This is a genomic window from Leifsonia sp. GW821-FHT13C09 (assembly GCF_058806435.1).
Window position 1 is genome coordinate 1490977 of record NZ_JBXAPS010000001.1, and the last position, 15394, is coordinate 1506370.

Sequence of the window (15394 nt, forward strand, 5' to 3'; positions counted from 1 at the left end):
GTATTCTTGTTGAGGCCGTTGGCCATCGGGGTGTGGCGCAGCTTGGTAGCGCGCTTCGTTCGGGACGAAGAGGCCGCAGGTTCAAATCCTGTCACCCCGACCACACTTGAAGGCTCCCCTCCGACTCAGGCGGGGAGCCTTCGCTCTTCTAGTCGAGCGCGACGATCCCCAGCCGCGCGGCTTTCCTGGCCGCATCCAGTCGACTGGCTGCGCCGAGCTTCTCGAAGATGCTGCTCAGGTGCCGTTTCACCGTGCCTTCGGCGATGCCGAGCTGCGCCGCGATCTCCCTGTTGGTGAGAGCGGTTCCCACCAGTTGAACGACTTCGACCTCGCGCGGGGACAGCACGCCGGCGGCCGGCTTTCGGCGCCGCGCAGGCTCGTGCCGTCCGGTCCTCGGAGCACGGATCAGCGCGACGATGGCTTCGACCAGGTCCCGGCTGGGGTGGGACTTCGACCAGAACGCCGACGCGCCGGCGGAGAGCAGGCTCTCGCCGAGGGCGGCCTCGTCGTGCATCGTCAAGATTGCGATTCGCGTGCCCGGAGCCCGTCGCCTGACCGTCGTGATCGTCGCGAGGACGGGAAGCCCCGGCATGCTGACATCGAGCAGCAGCAGATCGGGGCTCTCCCTCACGGCCGTTGCGACCGCCTCTGTCCCGTTCGACGCCTCACCGACGACCACGACGCGTGGGTCCAATCCGAAGATGGCGAGCAACCCCTCACGGAAGAGCACATGGTCGTCTGCGACGACGATCCTCACGGGCTTCACGTTCGATCCCCCGAGTGCGGGACGATGAGCTCCACGGATGTCCCCTGCCCGACGACAGAGTCGATGGACAACGTCCCGCCGAGATTCAGCGCGCGCTCGCGCATCGCGTGGATGCCGAGTCCACCCCGCGGAACGGTCCGCTCTGGGTCGAAGCCCCCGCCGTCATCCGCGATGGTGACCGTCAGCTCACGGCCGCTCCATGAGATCGTCGCCTGAATCGCGTGAGCGGAATCGGCGTGCTCTCTCGCATTCCGGATCGCCTCGAGCGCGATGAGGTAGACCTCCTCACGCGTTGCGACCGGCAGCACCAGCGGCTGGCCTTCGCTGCGCACGTGGAGTCGGAGACAGTCCGCTCGAGCGTCGTCCGCGAGCGCCGACAGTGACTCCTCGAGCGTGCGATCGCCGACGTGCCGACGAAGGTCGGTGGCGATCCATCTGACTTCCTCCAAAGACGACCGAAGTATGGCGAGGGCGTCATCCAAATGGCTGACCGCGCCGCCACCCGCCATGCCGAGCTCGACTCGCTGGATGCCCGCCGCGATGCCGTGGGCGACGCGGTCATGGAGATCTCGTGAGACTCGCAGCCGGGATTCGCGGTCCGTCTCGAAGAGCCGCCGACGAAGCCCCTCCGTGTATCCGATCGCGCCGGCCGGGAAGCGACGCCAGATCACGTGGTGGAGGACGCGGACGACATGGATCGTGTCACACCCCAGCTGTGCGCCCCAGTCGACGAAATGCGGCAGCGCCACGTCGAAAAGGATGTCGGCGATGACGAGGCTCTCCGCAGGATGCGACCGGCGCTCCGAGTGGAGTTCGCCCAGTTCCAGGTCGTCCTTCTTCGCGACATAGCTCAGGAACGGACCGGGCGCCTTCGACGGCCGCAGAGTCTCGGGCAACTCGGCCGCGACCTCCAGCACGATCCCTTTCACGATGGAACGGCATTCGGCGTCGATTTCGACGGGGACGGGGAGCTCGAGGTGACGCAGATGTTCCATCGTCTGCTCGAGTATGCCGTCGACGTTCAAGCACGAGCTGTCGCTGACGGAGAAGATGGCCCGATCGACACATGGCTGGATTTGACTGGGATTCATACTGTAGGACTATACATTTTAGCCCGCTGAACGGCTCGGAGGTCTCATGTTCACGGTCAGTCGACGGACGCTCGTCACGGGCGGTGGAGGCGCGGTCCTGGCCGAACTTCTCCGCAGCGACCCGGCATCAGCGATCACCGAAGAAGGCGACTCCCCCTCACCCACTGTCGCGAATCTCCTGACCCAGAGCATGGAGTGTTACAGCGAGGACTTCGGGGCCGCCTTCACAGCCGACTGGTCAGCCGTCGTCGAGCTCGGCGCGGCAACCCTTGTTCCCGCGGGCACTCGGGCCGTTGTGGAATTCGACGACCGTTTCTTCGCCGCCGGCAAAGCGACGCTTTTCAGCGGTGGAGCTGTGCGCTCGGTGTCGACAACGACGACGAACTCGGGGTTCGGGCGGACTCAGGTCTCGTTCGAGATCGACCGGGCCTTCGGAGACACGGAGACCGTCGGGATCGGGCTGCCACTGACGTCGCGTCCGCTGTATCCCTCCGAGAACATCGGGACCTTCTCCCCTGCCGTTCTCACGCTGACCGCGCCCTCGCGCACGACTCCCGAGACGTTCGACCTCCTCGGCACGGCGCTTGAACGCCCGGTCGCACCGTGGGGAGTCGATGTGTCCGGCGCGTGGAGCACCACAGACGTCCGCGAGGGTGCAAAGACCCGTACGTATCGATCGCCCAGCCTTGTTCGTGTCGCGAGCGTCGGGCCACAACCCGCTCCAGCAGGAGCCGTGAGCGTCACTGTCGACGCGAACCTGGTCAGGGAGATCGCAATCGAAGCTGTTTCGCTCGACAGCGCGCCGCTCGACATGGCTCGCGTCCACATTCAGACGACGCGGGTCAGCAATGAGCTGCGCGTGAACGTCGCGCCGGGAGTCGAAATCCCTGCCGGGTCCGTGCTCGAAGTACTTGCCGAGCCCCTCGCCCACGGCGAACGACCGACGGTTCCCGAGGGACTCGTCTTCGCTCGCGCGGAGTTCGTCACCGACCCATCAGCCGACCGTCCACGCCGTCTCACCGGCCGCAGCACCTTCATCGACGTGACGGAGTCCGGGACCGTCGAGCAGTCCGACGCAGCGAAAGGATCGATCTGATGGACCTTCTCGTCCTCCAGTCTCAGAAGTGGTTGAATGCGACGTACATCGGCCGTCCGGGGTACGCCCGAATCAGCGAAGACGGCTCGACGGGCTGGCAGACGATGTACGCCCTCACCCGCGCCCTTCAGATCGAGTTGGGCATCACGACCCCCTCCGACAACTTCGGCCCGACCACGATGTCGACGCTCGCGTCGAAATGCGGGACCATCGGCTCCGGCTTCACCAAGAACAAGAACGTCGTGACCATCATCCAGTGCGCGCTGTGGTGCAAGGGCTACGCCGGCGGCGTGATCGTTCCCTTCACCGAGACGAATCCTGCGAAGAACATCGGGTCGTTCACCTCCGAGGTCGGCGCCGCGGTTGCTTCGATCCGGGCGGACATGGGGCTTGGCGCCTCTCCGACCGTTCCGCCGAAGTTGTTCAAGAGCCTGCTGAACATGGATGCGTACGTCACAGTGAACAATGGCAGCGCGGCCGTTCGCAGCGTGCAGCAGTTCCTCAACGGCAAGTACTGGGAGCGGGAGGATTTCCGCATCATGCCGTGCGACGGGCACTACTCCCGCGACGTGCAGCAAGGCCTGATGTATGCGATCCAGTACGGTCTGGGCATGGCCGACGGGACCGCCAATGGCAACTTCGGGCCAGGCACGCAATCCGGGCTCAAGGCCAAAGCCAACCTGTCGGTCGGCTCGTCGGACGATGAGCGACGATTCGTCTCGCTGTTCCAGGCCGCGCTGATCTTCAACGGGTACGACAGCGACTTCAACGGGAAGTACTCGAGCAAGACGCAGACCGCCGCGAAGGCGTTCCAGTCGTTCTGCGAGCTGCCTTCGCACGGCTCGGCGGACTTCACAACGTGGGCGTCGTTGCTGGTTTCGACAGGCGACCCGGATCGGCCGGTCACGGCGTGCGATACGAGCACGCCGCTGACCAAGGACACCGCCGCTCAGCTCGCCTCTGCCGGGTACCGAGCGGTCGGCCGTTATCTCAACGGTTCGGGCAAGGGGCTGCAGGCGAGCGAGCTGGCGGCGGCAGCCGACGCGGGGCTCTCGATCTTCCCCATCTATCAGGAGTGGAACAGCCTCGAAGAGCTGCGCGAGTACGGCGCCGAGACCTTCGGCTATCGTCAGGGACGCGCCGCTTCCCTCAGGGCGCGCCAGATCGGCTTCCCGGCAGGCACGACCATCTACTTCCCGATCGACGCGGACGCGACCGCTGACGAGATCGAAGCGCTGGTCCTCGACTATTACCGCGGGGTGAAGAAGGGAGTCGCGCTCTCCAGCACTGTCCCGTACACGGTTGGTTGCTATGGGCCGCGCAATGTCGGTATCAAGGTCACCGAAGCGGGCTTGGCCGAGTCGACGTTCGTCGCCGGACTTTCGACAGGGTGGAGCGCAAACCTGGGCTTCCCACTGCCCAAGAACTGGGCGTACGACCAGATTGACGAGACGTCCACGGGCAACGGGGCTCGGTACATCGAGATCGACCGCAATGCATCGTCGAGTCGCGCCAAACCGGTGAGTATGAAGACAATGCGGCCGGTGCCGGCCGCTGGCGGCTCGTTCGACAAGTCACTGCATTGGGCGTTCGAAGAGTACTGCTTTCAAGCGGAAGTATTCCGCGCCGAGGACTTCGCGGGGCTCACCGACGATGATCTAGCTCAAGTCGTCCTCAACACGATGCAGCGACCCAAAGAGTGGGACTACAAATTTTGGTTGTATACCCCGCTCAATCCGAGTCTGGTGCATCCGCAGGCCCTCTTCGAAGCGCGCCTGCCGCGCGACGGCTCGCGCCCGCAACGGGGAGAAGACCCTGACGAAGCAGCGTCGCGCGCGGCGGCCATGCGGAAACTCATCGATGGCGAAGTCTACGACGCACAGCACTTCGCGGCTTCGCTGCGCGGCTACCTCCAGTGGGGCACGTACGGTGGATCGCCTGAGACGCAGGTGGGCGACCTCGGAGCATGGGCTCTCGATCTCGCGCAAGCCTGGAAGGCGTACGAACTGGACCGTCTCAATGGTTACTCGTCCGGCGTGTCGGCGTGGTTCGCGAGAATTGGCGAAGACACCGAACAAGGCGACGCAAGCGGGTTCGGTCACGACGACCTGATCGCGGATATGGACGCCTACCTCGCCGCGATTCAGCTCAGAAATGCCGGTAGTACGTTACCTTCCGTCATGCGCGAGTTGTGGGCCGCCAGTTCGCGGGATCCCGTCTCGCGGCGGCGACGCTTTGCCGCCGAACGCTTCAACCTCGACCGGAACATCGCAGTTCGAGCTGTACATCACCTCTTCACCACTCCGACGTTTTGGGTGGATATGCCAACAGGACTGGTGCTTAAAGATGTCCGCCGCCCCAACGAGGCGGAACGGGACCTCGTCGCGAGGGGATTCACTGAGATGGTCTTTCGCGGACTCTGATGAATTCATTCCGGTGGAGTGCGGCCAGAATGCTTGTCGCGACGGCATTTGCCGTTTCGTGGTGCAACTTGCTCGACCTGAATGCTCGCGAGATCTTCGAACAGACCAGGTACTACCAGGGCTGCGTCGTCGACGATCCTACGATCGGATGGGGGCGGGTGGCGTTGTTCTCGATGTTGATGCTGGCCAGCGCGACTGCGCACATCGTGGCTCGCGTCCCCACTCGGGGCTTCATCGGTGTCACAACGCTGATGGTGGTGATTGGTTACACCCTCTGGGTCGGCGTCGTCGCGCTCATTTCCTACGCGTTCGGACTGTCGGACGATCGGTTCCTCAACTCCCCGACGGCGATACCCGTCGTTCAGGGGCTCGGGGCGGTCGCTGTCCTCTCACTGCGTGTACGCACGCCAGTGCGCGCGCGACTTATTGCGTCAAGCCTGGTGATCATCGTCGTTCCAGCTGGTTGGTTGACGGTCAACTACCTTGTTGCGCGATCGATCTGTAGCTGAGCTGCCGGAGTCGGCGAGCACGAAGGAACTATGCCTCAGAACGCATCCGGCCGCGCGAAGTCCACCGTCGCGTACAGCGACTCCGGGTCGATGTGCGAGCGGATCAGCGGGAGGGTGCGCGACACCGTCGTGTTGATGCGTTCGCGGAGGTCGTCGGAGGAGATCGCGTAGTCCGTGAAGTCGATCTCGCTCGCGTAGATGCCCAGCGGGAGCGTCAGCGACTGGAAGAAGCCGAACAGCGGGCGCATCTGGTGCTCCACCAGCAGCGCGTGGCGGTCGCTGCCTCCGGTCGCGGTGAGGACGATCGGCTTGTCGACCAGTGCGTACTGGCCGATGTGGTCGAAGAACAGTTTGAACAGGCCCGTGTAGGTGGCGCGGTAGGCCGGTGAGCCGACCACGATGACGTCGGCCTTCTCCACCGTCTCCAGGGCCTCCTGCACCCGCGGGCTCAGGCCGCCGCGGAACGGGGCGGCGCCCAGCTCGGCCAGCAGGGGCGCGAGCTCGATGGTCGTGGAGGTCCCACCCGTCGCCTCGGCGAACGAGCGGGCGACCTCGTCGACGAGGACCGTCGTGCGGGAGGGCGCGGTCGGGCTGCCGCTCACGCCGACGACGTGGGGTGCGTGTGCCATGCGGGATACCGCCTTCGCTGGGTGGGGCCGGGAATGCGCCCAACGCTACCCCGGGGCCTCACGCAACGCCCTTGCGGGCGTCATGGTCCGTCATGGAGTCCGGCACGCCGCCGCGACACTGCCCGTCACACGGCCCGTCACGGCCCTACACGGCAGGACACGGCCCGTCAGGCCGCCGGGTACAGCTCCGCGACGATCTCCAGCGAGCGGATGCGCCCCTCCACGGTCGCGGCGCCGGAGGAGATCATCAGCTCGTCCACGCCTGTGGAGGCGATCAGCGCGTCCAGGCGCGCCTTCACGTGGTCCGGCGTCCCGATCGCCTGCCGCGCGTTGCGGGCGGCGATGAACTCCTCCTCGGCCGGGCTGAACTCGTAGGCGAGCGCCTCCTCGACGCTCACCGGCTGGGGCTTGAGGCCGCGGCGCATCCGCAGGAACGAGAGTTGGCCGGGCAGCGACAGGGCCCGCACCTGCTCCGGGTCGTCGTCCGACACCACGTTCACCGCGATCATGGCGTGCGGCTCGGCCAGCTGCTCCCCCGGCTCGAAGCGCGACCGGTAGAGGTCCAGGGCGGCCTCGGTGTTCTCGCCGGCGAAGTGGTGGGCGAACGCGAACGGCAGGCCGAGGGCCGCGGCGACCTGGGCGCTGTAGCCGCTGGAGCCGAGCAGCCAGACCTGCGGGGCGTCGCCCAGCCCGGGCACGGCGGTGATGCCGTGCAGCGGGTTCGCGTCGCTCATCCCGCCGTAGAAGAAGCCGAACAGGTCGAGGAGCTGCTGCGGGAAGTCGTCCACGCCGAGGCCCTCCGCGCTGCGGCGCAAGGCCATGGCGGTCGCGCCGTCGGTGCCGGGCGCCCGGCCGATGCCGAGGTCGATGCGGTCGCCGTACAGGGCGCGGAGGGTGCCGAACTGCTCGGCGACGACGAGCGGCGCGTGATTGGGGAGCATCACCCCGCCCGAACCGACCCGGATGCGCTCGGTCGCGGCGGCGACGCCCGCGATGAGGACGGCCGGCGCGCTGGAGGCGATCGCCGGCATCCCGTGGTGCTCCGCCACCCAGAACCGCCGGTAGCCCAGACGCTCCGCCTGCTGTGCGAGGCGGACGGTCCCGGCCACCGCGTCGGCGTTGCTGCCGCCTGCCGGCCGGCTGGCGAGGTCGAGGACGTTGAGGGGGATGCTGGTGGAGGTCACAGGGAGGGCAACCGCCGGGCCCCTCCGCTCATTCCGGCCGGCCGACGCGCGGTCCAGTCAGGACGACCGCACCTTGCGCAGCCATGCCGCCACCGCGACCGCCACGACACCGACGACCAGGAGGCCACCGCCGACCCAGAGGGACCACGCGGCGATCACCGAGCCGGTGTCAGCAAGGCCGGAGCCCGAACTGCTGATGGTCGACGCCGTCGTGTCGGCGGGGAGCACGGTGATCGAGACCGAGCAGACGTGGCCGCTCTCCGACCCGACCCCGGTGATGGTGTAGACACCGTCCGCGGTCGACGGCAGCGTCACGTGGAGGATGTCGCTCCCGTCGGCGTTGGCGTGCTTGCTGAAGGTGACGGAACTCGCCATGTGGATGTTCGCCCCGTTGAAGCCGGTCCCGGTCCAGGTGACGAGCTCGCTGGGAGCCCAGGTGCCCGGGATGCACGTGACGGTCGCGGTGCCCCCCGCCTGGATGGTGCTCACGTCGACGCTGCAGGGAGCGCCGCTGGTGTAGACGTCCGCGTCGGCCGCGGCAGGCGCGGCGAGCAACAGACCCGCGGTGACGGCCGCAGCCGCCAGGATCCTCTTCAACATCAGGCTCACGTTCCCCTCTGCCGACGCACGAGGTGTTACTGATTAATTCTCACTTTACACCCGCGCCGCACGGGACCGCGATGGCGGCCACCGGCTTCGGTGACCCCATAACGGGGGTCGTGCCGTCGCCGTTCAGGGTGGGCGTCACCGCCACGCTCACCCCCGGACGCTTCTGCACGGTGCCGAGGAACTCGACCGCGACCGTCCGCGACTCGCCCGGCTTCAGCTCGACCTCCACCACGGCCACCGGGCGCCCGCCGTCGCTCCCTGCGACGGAGGACATGCTCGTGCCGCCGCTGCGCACGCCGGCCAGCAGTCCCCGCTGCGGACCGTAGAAGGCGACCCTGGTCAGGATCGAGCCGCGCGGAACGCCGAAGAGCTCGCCACCGGTGACGTAGGTCGACAGTGTGGTCGCCGCGTCCGCCGGCGCCCGGTTGGTCAGGGTCACCTCGACCAGAGAGGTCACGCGGCCGTCGGCCCGGCAGACCTTCGCTCCCGCCGCCACCGAGTCGGCGAGGTAGTAGTCCATCTTTCCGCCCGTCGCGTCGTTGAAATACACGCCGAGCGCCGCGGTGTCTGGGGTGGAGACCGGAAGACCCCCCGCCAGAGCGGTGGTCGCGAGGACGGTCTGCTCGGCCGGGCGCGAACTCCAGATCCGCACCCGGTCGGAGGATCCCGCGTCGGCGAGCACGCCGACGAGGGCGGACCCGCTCACACCCCCCTCGGCGACCCGCGCGAAGACCGCGGCCGCCGCCGACGCGAAGAACGCGTCCTGGTCCGCGGGGTGCGCATAGTGGCGGTAGACCTCGCTGAGCAGCAGGCTCACCGCATTGTCGGCCGTGAGCGTGTCGCCCGTCGGCAGGGAGACCGGTCCCGTGGCGCGCAGGAGGCCGCTGAGCACGACGGGGTCGAGGGCGACGACGCCGTCGACGACGCCGCCGTGGTCGTGGACCCACATCGCTGCCGTCGTCCGAGCGGCGAGCGGGAAGTCGGGCGTCACGTTGGCGTCCTGGAGGTAGCGGCCGACCACCGTGCCGAACAGCGCCGTCGTCGTGGCGGGCACGGGAGCGACCGGCTCGGGCCACGGACCGAAGGCCGGCGACTGCGCGGTCAGGGTGATGACGCCGCGATCGGTCCTGACCTCGGTGACGGAGCCGATGAGGCCGCCGGTCGCGCGCAGCTCGGCCGGGTTCTGGGCCACAATGAGGTAGGTGCGGGGGCCGTCCTGACCGAGCATCCCCGGCAGGAGGCGCGCGGTGTTCGCGACCGCCTCCAGCTGCCCGCCGGCCGTGTCGAGCATCGTCCGCATGCGGGTGACCGCGCGGTTCACCGGGTCGATCAGCCGCCTCTCGTCGATCGCGTCGACCTGGCGCTGCGCGGCGACGAATCCGGACTCGGCCTTCTCGACGATCGGCGCGGCCGCGACCAGCGGCGCGAGGTCGACGCGGCCGTGGGACAGCGTGAGTCTGCGCGGGTCGACGGAGTTCGCGACGGTCACGAGCGGCTGGACGACGCGGGTCGCCAACGTCTCCGTGGCGGCGGCGACGGCGCGGAACGCCGCGAGGTCGCCGCCGAGCCACGGCACGGTCTCCCCGGCGCGCCAGACCGGGTCGCTGGTGAGGTCGGCGGCGGTGCGCGCGTGCCGCGCGAGGTCGGTCGCGATCGCCGTGGCCTTGGCCGTGTCGCCCGACTCCACCGCCGAACGTGCCGCGTCGACGTCGAACAGCGCGGCCTTCAGCTCCTGGCGAGCGAGGTAGGCGCGCCAGCCGATCCAGCCGGCGCCGAGGAGCAGGATGAGGACGACGGTCAGCACGGCGACGACGACGGGACGGCGGCGCCGTCCTTCCTCGCCGCGAACCGGAGGCGCGTCGTCCTCCGCGAGTCCGTTCGACATGACCCAAAGATAACAAATCCTCACTTTTTACCCCAGGGGTGAGGAACCCCCCGAACGAGGGCGAGGAGGCCGCCGGCCGTCGGTGCGCCGCTGACTGAGTGTTGCTACCGACCCAGACCGCGGAACCGCCAGCCCGCCGAGCGCCACCGCTCGGCGTCGAGCGCGTTGCGGCCGTCGATGATCCGGCGATGGGAGACGAGCGTGCCCAGCTCCTCGGGATCGAGCCCGGTGAACTCGGGCCACTCGGTGATCAGCACCACGATGTCCGCGCCCGCGGCCGCCTCGGACGCCGACTCCACATAGGTGAGGTTGGGGGCCCGGCGGCGTGCGTTCGCGTTGGCCTCCGGATCGGTCGCCGTGACGATCGCCCCGCCGTCGGCGAGGCGGATCGCGATGTCCAGAGCGGGCGAGTCGCGGATGTCGTCGGAGTGCGGCTTGAACGCCAGGCCGAGCACGGCGACGCGCACGCCATCGAGGCCGCCGGCCTCCTCGCGCACCAGTTCGACGACGCGCTGCCGGCGCCGCAGATTGATCTTGTCGACCTCGTCGAGGAACCGCACCGAGTCACCACGGCCGAGCTCGCGGGCGCGGGCGCTGAAGGCGCGGATGTCCTTGGGCAGGCAGCCGCCGCCGAAGCCGACGCCGGCGTTGAGGAAGCGCCGCCCGATGCGGGCGTCGTGACCGATCGCGTCCGCGAGCTGGGTCACGTCCGCGCCGGTGGCCTCCGCGATCTCCGCCATCGCGTTGATGAAGGAGATCTTCGTCGCCAGGAACGCGTTCGCCGCGACCTTCACCAGCTCCGCAGTGGCATAGTCGGTGACGATCACCGGCGTGTTGTTCGCCACGGCGGCGGCATACACCTCGTCGAGGATGCGCGCGGCACGTGCGCCCTCCTCGCCCTCCGGGACGCCGTAGACGAGCCGGTCAGGGCTGACCGTGTCCTTGACGGCGAAACCCTCGCGCAGGAACTCCGGGTTCCAGGCGAGCGTCGCGCCGGGCACGCGTTCGGCCACGAGCTCCGCCAGACGGGAGGCCGTCCCGACCGGGACGGTGCTCTTGCCCACGATCACGTCGCCGGGCTTCACGTGCTCGAGCAGGGACCCGAAAGCGGCGTCCACGAACCTCAGGTCCGCTGCGTCCCCCTCCGCCGACTGCGGCGTCCCGACGGCGACGAAGTGCACGTCGGCGTCGGCGACCGCGGCGAAGTCGGTCGTGAACCGCAGCCGTCCGCTGGCGGTGGCCGAGGCCAGCACCTCCGGAAGGCCGGGCTCGAAGAACGGCGCGCGCGCCTCGGACAGGGCGGCGATCTTCGCCTCGTCCACGTCGACGCCGACGACGGTGTGGCCGAGGTCGGCCATGGCTGCGGCGTGGACGGCTCCGAGGTAGCCGACGCCGATGACGGAGATGCGCATCAGGTGAAGTCCGGGTCCGGTTCGCTGTCGTAGGCAGTGGGCGAGGTCACGGGCCAGTGCCGGCGGCCGTTGTTCAGCACGCCCTGGCTCTCGTCGAGGTAGCAGTTGCCGCAGAGCGCCTCGTAGCTGACCGAGGCGCCGTCGATGGCGACCTGGTCGCCGTCGAAGACGAAGACGCCGTCGATCTTGCGCGCGTTGAAGATCGCCTTGCGTCCGCAGCGGCAGATGGTCTTGAGCTCTTCGAGGCTGTGGGCGACCTCCAGGAGGCGCCGGCTGCCGGGGAAGGCGACCGTCTGGAAGTCGGTGCGGATGCCGTAGGCGAGCACGGGCACGTCGTCGAGCAGCGCGATCCGCAGCAGGTCGTCGATCTGCGCCTCGGTGAGGAACTGCGCCTCGTCCACGAGCAGTGCGCTGACGTCGCGGCCGAAGCGCTTCACGGTACGCTCGCGGTGCTGCTGGAAGCGTCCGTACGCATCCGTCTCCGGCGCGATGAGGAAGTCGACCTGCCGGGTCACGCCGAGCCGCGACAGGATGCCCATGTCACCCTTGGTGTCGATCGCCGGCTTGGCGAGCAGCACCCGGTGCCCGCGCTCCTCGTAGTTGTACGCCGCCTGCAGCATGGCGGTGCTCTTGCCGCTGTTCATCGCGCCGTAGCGGAAATACAGTTTTGCCACGGAGCAATCCTATGCGGGCGGCGGAGGGTCAGGTGAGGTAGCCGTCCTCCGCGGCGCGGCGGATGAGGTCCGCGCGGGAGCTGGTCGGCCTGCCGACCTTGCCGTACTTCTCGCGCACCCGGCGCAGATACGTCTTCGCGGTCTCGTACTGGACGTTCATCGCGCGGGCCACTTCCGAAGTCGTCCGGCCGTCGGCGTAGAGCACCAGAGCCTGCCGCTCGCCGTCGCTGAGCTTCGGCCGGGAGGCCTCCGGAACGGACGGACGGGGCCGCCAGGCCGGGGCCGGGGCCGGCTCCGTCTCCCCCGCTGCGCCGGAACGGCCCATGGCCGCGAGCGCCGCAGCGATCAGCTCGGCCATCGGCTGGGTCTTCGTGACGTAGGCGACCGCACCTGCCGCGAGCGCGGCGTCGCGGTCCTCCTGGGTGTCCACGGCGCTCAGCACGACCACCTTGGCGCCGGCCGCGCGACAGGTGCGCACGCGCGCGCCGATCGACACGGACTCGCGAAGCTGGAGATCCATGATGACCAGGTCGGTGGGGAAGGCATCGCTGTGGACCAGCTCCAGCCAGCTCCCCGCCCGGACGACGAGGTCGAAGTCGGGGGCGTTCCGCTCGATCCACGCGGCGAGGCTGTCGAGGAGGATCTCATGGTCGTCGAGGATGGCGAGCCGGATGGGGGCCGCGGTGGACCCGGGATGTTCTGTGTTGGTGCTCATGGTGCTCGCCTCTCAGGATAGGCGAATCGGACGGTGAGCCCGCCCGCTCGAACGCGCATCGACGCCACCATGGACACCGACTGCAGCGCACTGAGGAACGGGACGAGCTCGGAGCGGAGCGAGCGCCTCGGCTCGTCCACCCGGGCGGTGAGCCGGAAGACCGGCGCGCCGGGCTGCGTCACCGACACCGCCAGGCTGTCCGCGTCCAGCCCGGGGAGGGTGGCGATGGTTCCGATGAGCGCGCCGACGATCGCGCGCTGCTCCTCGCTCAGCACCTGTTCGAGCCGGTCGGGGTCGTGCACGCGGGAGGCCCTGGCCGCTTCCGCGACGGCGCCCCGGCGGGAGAGGGCGAGCGCGACGGTCTCGGCCAGCCAGCTCCGTTCGAGCGCTTCGACGGCGGCCGCTCGGAGGTGCTCGGCGATGCGGCGCGCCTGCCGCCTGTCCTCCTCGGTGACGATACCGCGGGCGGCCAGCGCGGTGAGGAAGGGGACCGCTTCCGCGTTGAGCGCGGTGGTCCGCTCCTGCGCGATCATCCGCGCGGCGACCTGCCGCAGCTCGGCGTCGAGCCGGAGCTGACCCGCCCGGGCGACCTCCCGCCAGCGGAGCGTCTCGCCGGTCATGGTCCACGCGTAGCCCGCGCCGCCGGAGGCCAGCGCGAGCACCGGTGTCGCGGCCACCATCGCATACACGAGCGGATGGTTGGAGATGACCAGCGACGCCCCCTGCGCCGCCGCCAGCGCACCCAGCACCAGTGCGGCGAGCGCGGCCACCGTGAGCACTTCGGCGACCGGCCGGTAGAGCGGCATCGCCATCACCAGCAGGGCGACCGCGATCTGCCCCCAGTCGTCCTGGATGCGCTGGTTGTGGCCCCAGACCGCGGCGTCGAACAGGCACGCTCCGACGACCGCGACGCCGATAATCGCCAGGTGCGACCAGAGCCCGAGCGGCGCGAGCCCCGGGTGCGTGCGGATGGACGCGACGATGACGGCGACGAGGAGGACGACGATGGCCCACACCGCAAGGGCGGGGCTGCGCAGCTGGGCGTGATGCAGCAGCGTGGAGAACACCGCGTAGGTCACGGCGACGCCGCCGAGCAGCGGCATCAGGAGCCACGCCGACTGGACCCCGAGCGGGTCCAGCCGTTGCGGCGTGCGTTCGACGGGCAGCGACCGGTAGTGGACGATCGTCTCGGAGAGCACCTCGTTCATGCGGCCTCCGCGACCGGGAGTGTCATGATCACCGTCGTCCCCACGTCCTCGGCGGAGTAGACGGTGACGGTGCCGCCGACCTTGCTGATGCGTTCGTGCACCGACTGGCGCAGGCCCAAGCGGTCGCCGCCGGGCGCGCCGGCCGCGGCGAAGCCGCGACCACCGTCGACGACCATGACCGACACGGAGGTCTCGCCGTGGGAGAACGCGACCTCGGCGGTCGCGCTGCCGGAGTGGCGCAGCACGTTGACCAGGCACTGGCGGACGGCGAGGCCGACGGCACGCCGGGCGTCGGGGGTCAGCCGCGCGACGGCCTCCCGCTCGCCGGAGACATCGATGGCGAGGCCTTCGTCGCGGGCGTCCTCGATGGCCCGGCGCAGTTCGCTGTCGTACCAGGGGTCCTCGTCGGCTGGCGCGTGGTCGTCGGCGGGCAGGCCCGCGGCGCCGAGCCGGTGGAGGTCGGATTCGATGCGCTGCCGGAGCCGCGCAGGCAGTTCCCCCGGCTCCGTCGCCGCCACGGCGAGCAGTTCGCTGAGCACGGTGTCGTGGAGGTCGGCCGTGGACTCCGCCAGCAGCTCGCGCCGCAGTTCGACGAGCCGGGCGTCGCGGACGGCGCGGTGGATCGCGCCCTGCGTGCGCGAGCGCGAGCCGCGGGTGAGCCCGTCGAACGTGAGCACGCCGACTAGCAGCAGGTAGGCGCTCAGCGAGATCGCGTCGGGCTGGAAGTCTCGCCCGGCCGCGGTCGCCCCGAAGAACACGGCGGTCTCGGCGACCGCGAATCCGACCGTGGCCCACAGCACGCCGGCGAGGGAGCCGACGCCTGTGCCACCGACCAGGGTCAGTGCGACGACGGGGAGGGCGACGACGAGCAGGTCGGTGTCCCGGTACTCCGGGGTGCTGGCGAAGAGCAGGTAGATGTAGAAGTAGGTGCAGACCGCGCCCACGAGCAGGTAGACGACGGTGAGCAGGACGGTCCGCCCCCGCGCCAGCAGGACGAGCAGCGCGATCATGGGCAGCAGGACGAGGGCGCTGAGCCAGGAGGCCGCGCCTGTGGTACCGCCGATCGTCGAGACGGCGACGTTGACGGCGGCCAGCTCCAAGCAGACCACCGCGGTCCAGCGCGCCGCGGTCGCCAACGCTCGGGAGTTCGCCGCCCTGGAGAGGTGGCTGGGAAGGCCGAGCGACACCGGACT

Annotated in this window: 14 protein-coding genes and 1 tRNA gene; 4 read left to right on the forward strand and 11 right to left on the reverse strand. The window is 69.2% G+C overall.

All coding sequences use genetic code 11. The features are described 5' to 3' along the window. Positions 1–26 precede the first annotated feature (26 nt). Positions 27–103, forward strand: a tRNA-Pro gene (locus AC1ROW_RS07235). Positions 104–148: 45 nt separating this feature from the next. Here the strand turns inward: AC1ROW_RS07235 and AC1ROW_RS07240 are convergent. Next, a complete protein-coding gene (locus AC1ROW_RS07240) occupies positions 149–766 on the reverse strand; it encodes a response regulator (protein WP_493018155.1) in 618 nt (205 codons plus the stop codon). Continuing rightward, entirely contained in the window at positions 763–1791 is a 1029-nt protein-coding gene (locus AC1ROW_RS07245; RefSeq protein ID WP_493018156.1) for a sensor histidine kinase, read from the reverse strand. The genes AC1ROW_RS07240 and AC1ROW_RS07245 overlap by 4 nt, the downstream gene beginning before the upstream one ends. Before the next feature lie 112 nt (positions 1792–1903). Between AC1ROW_RS07245 and AC1ROW_RS07250 the strand changes: the two genes are divergently transcribed. Genes AC1ROW_RS07250 through AC1ROW_RS07260 form a run of 3 tightly spaced genes read left to right on the forward strand, consistent with a single transcriptional unit; the run spans position 1904 to position 5885 of the window. After that, positions 1904–2953, forward strand: coding sequence for a hypothetical protein (locus tag AC1ROW_RS07250; RefSeq protein WP_493018157.1), 1050 nt, complete (start codon positions 1904–1906; stop codon positions 2951–2953). Continuing rightward, the gene (locus AC1ROW_RS07255) at positions 2953–5376 is read left to right on the forward strand and encodes a glycoside hydrolase domain-containing protein (protein ID WP_493018158.1); all 2424 of its coding nucleotides are present in this window, start codon (positions 2953–2955) and stop codon (positions 5374–5376) included. Before AC1ROW_RS07250 ends, AC1ROW_RS07255 begins: the two co-directional genes overlap by 1 nt. 29 nt (positions 5377–5405) lie before the next feature. Further along, on the forward strand, positions 5406–5885 hold the full coding sequence (locus AC1ROW_RS07260) for a hypothetical protein (RefSeq protein ID WP_493018159.1): 480 nt from the start codon (positions 5406–5408) through the stop codon (positions 5883–5885). Between the two features lie 35 nt (positions 5886–5920). Here the strand turns inward: AC1ROW_RS07260 and msuE are convergent, their stop codons facing one another. From msuE to AC1ROW_RS07305, 9 genes are all read right to left on the reverse strand, one after another. Continuing rightward, positions 5921–6514: an FMN reductase gene (gene msuE, locus AC1ROW_RS07265; RefSeq protein WP_493018160.1), complete on the reverse strand. Its 594-nt coding sequence runs from the start codon at positions 6512–6514 to the stop codon at positions 5921–5923. A gap of 167 nt (positions 6515–6681) precedes the next feature. Continuing rightward, positions 6682–7698 (reverse strand): LLM class flavin-dependent oxidoreductase, encoded by a 1017-nt coding sequence (locus tag AC1ROW_RS07270; protein ID WP_493018161.1) that lies wholly within the window; start codon positions 7696–7698, stop codon positions 6682–6684. Positions 7699–7755: 57 nt separating this feature from the next. Beyond that, complete coding sequence (locus AC1ROW_RS07275) at positions 7756–8298, reverse strand: hypothetical protein (protein ID WP_493018162.1); 543 nt, start codon at positions 8296–8298, stop codon at positions 7756–7758. 49 nt (positions 8299–8347) lie between these two features. Then, complete coding sequence (locus AC1ROW_RS07280) at positions 8348–10192, reverse strand: DUF4012 domain-containing protein (protein ID WP_493018163.1); 1845 nt, start codon at positions 10190–10192, stop codon at positions 8348–8350. Between the two features lie 104 nt (positions 10193–10296). Next, positions 10297–11604: a UDP-glucose dehydrogenase family protein gene (locus AC1ROW_RS07285; RefSeq protein WP_493018164.1), complete on the reverse strand. Its 1308-nt coding sequence runs from the start codon at positions 11602–11604 to the stop codon at positions 10297–10299. Next, positions 11604–12278 carry a thymidine kinase gene (locus AC1ROW_RS07290; protein WP_493018165.1) on the reverse strand — a complete coding sequence of 225 codons (675 nt, stop codon included), beginning with the start codon at positions 12276–12278 and terminating at the stop codon, positions 11604–11606. Before AC1ROW_RS07290 ends, AC1ROW_RS07285 begins: the two co-directional genes overlap by 1 nt. A gap of 28 nt (positions 12279–12306) precedes the next feature. Then, positions 12307–12993: a response regulator transcription factor gene (locus AC1ROW_RS07295; protein ID WP_493018166.1), complete on the reverse strand. Its 687-nt coding sequence runs from the start codon at positions 12991–12993 to the stop codon at positions 12307–12309. Further along, on the reverse strand, positions 12990–14201 hold the full coding sequence (locus AC1ROW_RS07300) for a hypothetical protein (protein WP_493018167.1): 1212 nt from the start codon (positions 14199–14201) through the stop codon (positions 12990–12992). Before AC1ROW_RS07300 ends, AC1ROW_RS07295 begins: the two co-directional genes overlap by 4 nt. Then, the gene (locus AC1ROW_RS07305; RefSeq protein ID WP_493018168.1) at positions 14198–15388 is read right to left on the reverse strand and encodes a sensor histidine kinase; all 1191 of its coding nucleotides are present in this window, start codon (positions 15386–15388) and stop codon (positions 14198–14200) included. Before AC1ROW_RS07305 ends, AC1ROW_RS07300 begins: the two co-directional genes overlap by 4 nt. Between the last annotated feature and the right edge of the window lie 6 nt (positions 15389–15394).

Excerpts from the sequence above, each read along its gene's own strand:
- AC1ROW_RS07285 (WP_493018164.1), bottom strand. The coding sequence starts at position 11,604 with ATGCGCATCTCCGTCATCGGCGTCGGCTACCTCGGAGCCGTCCACGCC.
- AC1ROW_RS07260 (WP_493018159.1), top strand. The coding sequence starts at position 5,406 with ATGCTTGTCGCGACGGCATTTGCCGTTTCGTGGTGCAACTTGCTCGAC.
- AC1ROW_RS07255 (WP_493018158.1), top strand. The coding sequence starts at position 2,953 with ATGGACCTTCTCGTCCTCCAGTCTCAGAAGTGGTTGAATGCGACGTAC.
- AC1ROW_RS07275 (WP_493018162.1), bottom strand. The coding sequence starts at position 8,298 with ATGTTGAAGAGGATCCTGGCGGCTGCGGCCGTCACCGCGGGTCTGTTG.
- AC1ROW_RS07250 (WP_493018157.1), top strand. The coding sequence starts at position 1,904 with ATGTTCACGGTCAGTCGACGGACGCTCGTCACGGGCGGTGGAGGCGCG.
- msuE (WP_493018160.1), bottom strand. The coding sequence starts at position 6,514 with ATGGCACACGCACCCCACGTCGTCGGCGTGAGCGGCAGCCCGACCGCG.
- AC1ROW_RS07280 (WP_493018163.1), bottom strand. The coding sequence starts at position 10,192 with ATGTCGAACGGACTCGCGGAGGACGACGCGCCTCCGGTTCGCGGCGAG.
- AC1ROW_RS07295 (WP_493018166.1), bottom strand. The coding sequence starts at position 12,993 with ATGAGCACCAACACAGAACATCCCGGGTCCACCGCGGCCCCCATCCGG.
- AC1ROW_RS07300 (WP_493018167.1), bottom strand. The coding sequence starts at position 14,201 with ATGAACGAGGTGCTCTCCGAGACGATCGTCCACTACCGGTCGCTGCCC.